The following is an 8,207-nucleotide window of genomic DNA, read 5'->3' as shown; positions in this document are numbered from 1 at the left end:
CGGTGCCAGTGCCGGCAGTATTGTTATCAGTGCTGATGGTAAAATCACCAATCAAGGTGCAATTCAGGCTCAACAAAGTATTAATATCAATAGTGTGCAAGATATTAATAACCAGAATCAAATTTACAGCAAACAAAATATTAAATTAAAAAGTGAACAAACTATTGTTAATGATGGCTCTTTAATTGCTCAAAATAATATTACACTTGACGCTAACAAAATAAATAGTAGTAAAAAGAGTCGTGTTGTGTCTGGTGTCAACGATCAAGGAAAACTAACTAATTCGGGAACTATTTTTGCATCAGCCAATAATATTAATTTTAATGGTAAAAATAGCGCAAGTGAAAAACTTTTATTAAACGCAAAAGAAGCTTTAAATCTCGATAATAGCCAAACATATGCTAATCGTATTGAATTGTTTAGCAACAGCCTTTCACTTAAAGCTGCACAGCTGCAAACAGAACAGCAACTTGATGTAATTAATTCAAACAGCATAGATACATCTAATTCAACGATTATCACTAAAAAAGGGATCACATTCTCCAGTGGTTCAATTATTAATGAAAATAGCCAATTAATATCAGAAAGCGACATAACTTTTACTGCTAATGATATTAAAGGTAACGATTCTAAACTCGCAACAAATCAAAAAATTACTATGCACGCAGCAGATATTGCAATGCAAAATGCGAATTTAAGTGCTAAAGGTGCTATTTCTTTATCTGCAGATCAAATCAATGCTAATAAACTTCAGCTTATTACTGAGCAAGAGCTCGATATTGGCGCTCAAAATTTATTCACTAATCAAGCCAATATACAGGCAAAAAAAGCGATTAATATTAAATCCAATAATTATTTCGCCGATTTCCTTCAATTAATCACTGAACAATCTTTATCTTTAAACAGTCATTATTTACAGCTAAATAATTCCCAGCTAAATGTGTTGGGTGATATTAATGTTGATAGTCACGAATTACAAAGTGGTAGTTCACTATGGTTAGCAGGTAAAAATATTACAGTTAAATCGGACTCTATTAATAATCAATCAAGTCAACAAAAAGCAACTGGAACAATAAATTATCAATTTAATCAATTAAATAACAATAACTCAACATTAATTGGTCAATCTTTAACATTTTCAGGCAATAGCTTATATAACCAAAATGCAAAATGGCAAAGTGGTAGCAATATTAATATTCTTGCAACAAAATTGTTTGATAACAAAACGAGCATAATGTTATCGCAAGATCAATTAAATATTGATACACAAGAGATGGTTAATGATGAGGCAGAACTTTTTGCTGGTGGAAATTTAACCCTTCGTACGACTAAATTATTAAGTAACAATAGTGTTATACAGTCAGATCAAGCAATCACTTTGACGGCAACTGAACAACTTGTTGCGAACGCTGCAAATCTATATTCTCAAAAGTACATGCAAATTAACAGTCAGAATATTGACTTAACTAAAGCAAATGTTGGTGCTAAAGGTGACATAGCAATTATAGGAAAACAACAAACTTATAATAATGCTGAAATATTATCAACTGGCCAAATTCAATTTAATGCAACAACTCTCCAAGCCAATAATGCAACGATAAAAGCAGAAAAAGAGTTAACGATTGATGCAAAACAATTTGCAGCGTTTAACGCCGCTCAGCTAGTTACTAATCAAAAATTAACGATTGACGCAGAACAAATTGAAAGCGCTAATTCGGCCATGTATGCGAAAAGTGGCATGAAAGTGCAGACTACTCAACTGAATAATCAAAACGCCAAATGGAGCAGCGAGGGAACAATTAGTTTAACCGCGCAGCAAATTAATAATCAAAAAACAACGCTACAATCCGGGCAATTAAATATCGAAACAGAGCAACTTGATAATAGCGATGCAATAATATTATCTGATGGTGGTTTAGTTATTAATGCTAAAGATATAGACAATACTTCGGCGCAAATACAAACTAAATCTGGTATTAAAATTAATGCAGATAATACACTAAAAAATGCTAATGCGACATTGATTACTGATGGTGCTATTGATGTTACAACAGACAATTTTATTAACACTAATGCAAAATTTTGGGCAGACCAATTTATTAATATTCATGCCAGTGATGTTAATAATGAACATAGCGTTATTTTATCTAATGATAAGATTGAATTAACGGCTACTAGTGTCAATAATCAAAACAGTGAAATTAAAGCTAAGCAAGCTATTAATATTAAAACTAATGAGCTAGCAAGTGATAATGCTCAATATGTAAGTGGAGGCAATTTAGATTTAAACAGCCAAAACTTGTCACTTAACCAAGCCAAACTTTCCAGTAAAGGTGATATCAATATTGATACTAAGCAGTTAATGAGTGACACTGCAGAATATGTTACAGAAGGTAATTTTACGCTAAAAAGCCAAATTGCATCGCTTAATCAAGCTAAAATAACAAGCAAAGGTAATCTAAATATTGATAATCAACAGGCATTGAATATCAAAAAAGCAGTACTAACGTCGTTGCAATATTTAGGTGTGAAATCTGGCACAATTACGGGTTCTGAATCATCAATAAATAGTGTTGGCAACCTTGATATTTCAACGACAGAATTGATTGATAATAATGCAACATTAATAAGTGATAATGATATCAATATTTATGCTGATAAGCTTAATACTGAATCAACAGAACTCGGTGCTCAAGGTAAAATTAACGTTAATGCGCATACTCTTAAAAATAGCAATGCGAAATGGGTTGCTAATCAAGATATGATTATTAATAGTGAACAAATTGATAATGCCGGCAGCCAAATGGGGAGTGGGCAATCACTGACTATCAATACAAAGCAATTAGATAATCGAAAAGCGATGTTAAGTAGTAAAGGAAATATCAACATCACGAGTGAAAATGTTGATAATACTGCCTCAAAATTATTTAGCAATCAATCTATCAACATAAATAGTCATTACCTTACCAATAAAGAAGCGGTACTAAAATCTGATGATTCAATGACGATTAATAGTCCAGAATTTGACAATAGTGATGCCATTTTAGTTGCCGAAAAAGCAATTACAGTAATCAGTGATAATCTTAAGAATAATAATGCGACAATACAATCACAAGCGCAAATAACCTTAAAAGCCAACCAATTTGATAATCAATCGGCATTACTATTATCGGGGCTAAAAGGAATAACAATTGATGCAGGTACGCTGAATAATCAACAGGCGAAATTATTTACAAAAGGCGATTTAGCGATTAATGCACAAGACTTGATGAATCAATATGCTAAATTAGTTAGTGAAAAATCACTTACTATTAAAGCCAATCAATTCAATAACCAAAATAGTGAATTACAAGCAAAAGCTTCGGTTAATATTGATGCGACAACAATCAATAATCAGCAAGCTAAAATGGATTCAGAACAAGATATTATTTTAAATGCTGCCAATAATATCGATAATAGCGCTGCCAGCATGACAGCTAATGGCTTGATTAATCTTAAAGCATCAAATAATATCAATAACAGCTATGCTAACTTGTTATCTAATAATGGTATTTTATTAGAAGCCGTAAATTTATATAATCAAGCAGCTACATTAAAAACTAATGGGCTCATAAGCATAAAAGCACAAAGTATGGATAATCAGCAATCAGATTATTTAGCAGAAAATATTATGCTTGAAAGTGACCATTTAAATAATCAATTCGCAAAATTAAATGCTAGTCATTACCTTATTATTAACGCAAAAGATTTTGACAATAGTAAAGCAAGTTTACTTGCTGATAGTATTTATTTAAAAACACAATCATTTCATGGTGATGGTGTAATTAAAAGTCAAAATGAGTTATCGCTTGATTTAGATGAAAGTTTTATTAATGAAAATGAAATAACCACCAATGGTCATCTGTCTATTCGTACGCAAAAAGACATTATTAATAAAAATAAAATGACTGCTGGCCGACAAATTTCATTAGAAAGTAAGCAATTAATTAACGAAAAACAATCAGAAATTAGCGCTGGTTATTTAGCACTCAATCATCAAACCATTAATAATTATGGTTTAATTAATGGTGACACAACAGTCATTCGCACCAATGTATTAGATAACTTAGAAAGTGGGCGAATATATGCTGATAATTTAGCAATAAAAGCTTCAATACTTAATAATCGTGCACAAAATGGTGTGGCACCGGTGATTGCTGCTCGGCAAAATTTTCATTTAGGCGTTAATACTTTAAATAATTATACTCACGCTCAGTTACTCAGCTTAGGCAATTTTATTATTGGTGGTGATCTTGATGAGAATTTAAATGTGACAGGTAATGCAGATGTCATCAACAATCACTCGGCAAATATTGAGTCTCATGGCGATTTATATATTAATGCTAATGCAATTAATAACATTAATGATCATATCATAACCGAAATGCGCAAAAGTGATGAAGCCCCAGAAATGGAGGAGTATTTTATCGCTGGCGGTAGACTTGAAAAGTATTCACCTGATGAGATTTTATATCGTATCAGAAGTACACACTTCAGAGGGAAAAGGCCTCAATCATACGGTTGTGAAAAGCACGATAAGGGCTGTTGGTATTTATGGAAAGACATTCCCGAGTACTTAAGACCGACTGGTGCTTTATCAAGAATTCAAATTAAAAAAGATGGTTATACAAGTACAAATTCTTGGCATTACAAAATCATTAAAACAAAATATCGCACTGTAGTACTGGAAACAGATCCTGGTAAAATCACGGCTGCAAATAATATAGTCATTAAGGGGCAAATATTAAATAATCAGGATAGTAAAATTGTAGCCGGTAAAACCGTTAATATTAATGTGCAACAATTAAATAATTATTCACAAGAAACTATTTCAAAATATGTGTATTCGGGCAATAAAATAGAGCATTGGAAAAATGACACAAAAGATTATAGAGCCACCTCTACCCCTTATGATAAACCTGATGAAATATTCAATGATGATAGTTTAAATTCTAATATTTTAGATCATAAAATCTTTGAGCAAACTGAATTAAAAGAGGTACCTCGTGAAACAGTTAAGGTAGAAAATACCCCGACGCCAATTACAGTGAACAATGACATTAAAGAGGTCGCTACAAAGCCTGTACAACCAATACACAATACTGATATTAAACTAACCCCGAATGATAAGAAAGTTGACAAAATATCGAATATTGCAGTACCTACAAATAAATTTGATAATGTAACGGCTATTAGTCAAAAACCTGATAATAATTTACAAGATATTATTACTGATCATATAAACAACAATACAGCGGATAAAACACCAATCAAAGAGCCAGAATCCGCTCAAGCTGATAGCATAATGGCTCCAATCAAAACTATTAGTACATATGATCCAACTATTACCCTGCCTGATAATAGTTTATGGATTGTCAATAAATATAATCCAAGTTATATCGTTGAAACCGATCCACGTTTTACGCAACGTAAAAAGTGGCTGAGTTCTGACTATATGCTTAATCGCTTAAAAGTGGATCCAAACTCAATCCAAAAACGATTAGGTGATGGTTATTACGAACAGCAACTTATTCGTGAGCAGATTATTGGCTTAACTGGTAATCGCTATCTTCAGGGTTATCGTTCAGATCTTGAACAATATCAGGCATTAATGGATGCAGGGATAAGTTTTGCTAATCAATATGGAATTGTACCGGGTGTTGAACTATCGGCAGAGCAGATGAGAGCCATAACCACCGATATGATCTTGTTAATGAAAAAAACCATTACCGTTGATGGTGAAAACATCGATGTGTTGGTTCCACAAGTCTATATTGTTAATCGAAAACAGCTAGGTACTGATGGTGCACTTATTTCAGGCGAAAATGTATTTATAAAAGGTGAACAGCTTGACAATAAAGGTTTAATACAGGCAAAAGAAAATGTTTTATTAAATGGATACAATGTCAACAATACCGGATCTATTTACGGTAATAAAGTTGGGGTAACGGCTGAAAATGATATTACCAATTATGGTAAGTTGGTGGGGGATAAATTAGTTTACTTATCAGCAGATAATGATATTAATTTATTATCCAGCACAAGAACCCAAACAAAAGCAAGAAATTCACTGACCAATATTGATAAAACCAGCATTATTCAGGTAAATGACGGCAATATAATAATCGATGCAGGACATGACATTAAATCCCAGGCTGGCTGGATAATTAACAGTGGCGAACAAGGCACAACCTGGTTACAAGCGGGCCATGATGTCCAATTTACCACAGCTGACATTGAAGAAAAATTTGATTACCGAAGAAAAAAAGATTATCGCATCACAGATGAAAAAAGCGTGGTTGGCACCGGAATAAGTGCGGCCAATAATGTAAATATTATTGCAGGTAATAACATCAATGCCAAAACAGTCGATATTGAAGCGGGGAATCGATTAAATCTAATTGCAGACAATGATATTGAAATAGGCTCTTCAACCGAAACCGCCTTTTTAGATGAATTTCATAAAACTAAATCAAAAGGGTTTTTAAACAAAACCACAAGTACATCACACACCGTAATTGATAACACGACTCAAAAAGGGAGTATGCTCAATGGTGATAGTGTGACTATTAGTGCTGGCAATAATTTAACCGTAACCGGTAGTCAGGTAGTTGGTACCCATGATGTCAATCTCTATGCCGATAAAGATATTACGGTTAATGCCGCAGAAGAGTCATATTACCGAAAAGAAGAAACAAAAAAGAAAAAATCAGGGTTAATGAGCAGTGGTGGTCTTGGTGTTACCGTTGGTAAAGAGAAAGAGTCACTAAAACAAACCGATACCGAACAAGCTTATGTCGGTAGTGTCGTTGGCAGTACCGACGGCAGTGTCAATATTCATGCAGGCAAAAATATTAACGTTGAAGGCAGTGATATTATTGCTAAGCAAAATATTAAAATGCAAGGTGAAAATGTCAATATTGAAGCGTTAGATGCCAAAACTACCCATAAAGAAGAGTATAAATATCAAAAAACTGGGGTGACCGTTGCTGTTTCGGGTACAGCCAGTAACATATACAACGCAACTCAAACACTACAACAAGCCAAACAGCAAACCAATGATAAAACCAAAGCATTAATGGAAATTAAAGCGGGCTTACAAGCGGGTAATGCGGCGTTAGAAACAGGAGCAAATTTACAAGATGGTGTGCCTGAGGCTTCGGTGGGCATTAATATTAGCCTTGGCAGCGAAAAAACCAAACGTACGGTTAATCAAGAACAACATACCGTGGTTAGCTCATCGGTTGCAGCGGGGCGTGATGTCTCTATCATTGCAACAGGCAATGGTGAAAGCAATAGTGGTGATATAAATGTCATTGGCAGTCAAGTACAAGCAGGCCGTAACGCAACCATTAACGCTAATCATGATATTAATATTATCGGCCAAGAAAACACGTTTAAAACCGATACTAAAGAAAAAAGTAGCAGTGGTTCGGTAAGTGTCGGGTATAACTTTGGTGGTCAAAAGAATGGATTTAATATATCAGCCAGCGGCAGTCAAAGTAAATCCCGAGAAAAAGGGAATGGAACAGACTGGACAGAAAGTGTTATAGAAGCCGGCAATAAGCTAACGATGATAACAGGCAATGATGCCAATATTAATGCTGGCCAGATAAAAGGCGACAGCGTTATTGCCGATATTGGTCATGACCTGAATATTACCTCACAACAAGATAGTGACGAATATCATATGAAAAACAGCTCAAGCTCAGTAGGCGGCAGTTTTTCACTTGGCGGTACAAGCAGTATTAATGCGGCTAATTCTACCTCCAAAATGGACAGCAACTGGAAAAGTGTTACAGACCAGTCAGGCATATTTGCAGGTAAAGGTGGGTATGATATTAAAGTTGGTAATAATACTGACTTAAAAGGGGCGGTGATTGCATCGGAAGCGGAAGATACCGGTAAAAACAAACTTGATACGGGCACAATTAGCTTTACTGATATCGAAAATAAAGCGGATTATAAAGTCAGCAGCAGCAGTGTTGGCGTCAGCACCATTGGCATGCCATCAATGCCAGCCGGTTATAATAAAAAAGACAATGAACAATCGATAACGCATTCAGCGGTGTCCCAAGGCACTATCATCATCCGCAATGAGAATGAACAAAAGCAGGATATCAATGAGTTAAGTCGGGATACTGAGCATGCCAGTAATGAACTTAAGC

The 8,207-nt window shown here is 34.4% G+C and carries 1 protein-coding gene; it reads left to right on the top strand.

Going from position 1 to position 8,207, the window contains the following annotated elements; translation table 11 throughout:
- The coding region (locus tag J3U63_RS12780; protein ID WP_267371778.1) for a hemagglutinin repeat-containing protein at nucleotides 1-8,207 on the top strand (8,207 nt) is incomplete at both ends.

The organism is Gilliamella sp. B2838 (assembly GCF_026536185.1).
Taxonomy (GTDB): Bacteria; Pseudomonadota; Gammaproteobacteria; order Enterobacterales; family Orbaceae; genus Gilliamella.
The sequence above is the reverse complement of the archived record's forward strand: the minus strand, read 5'-3'. Positions and strand labels throughout refer to the sequence as shown.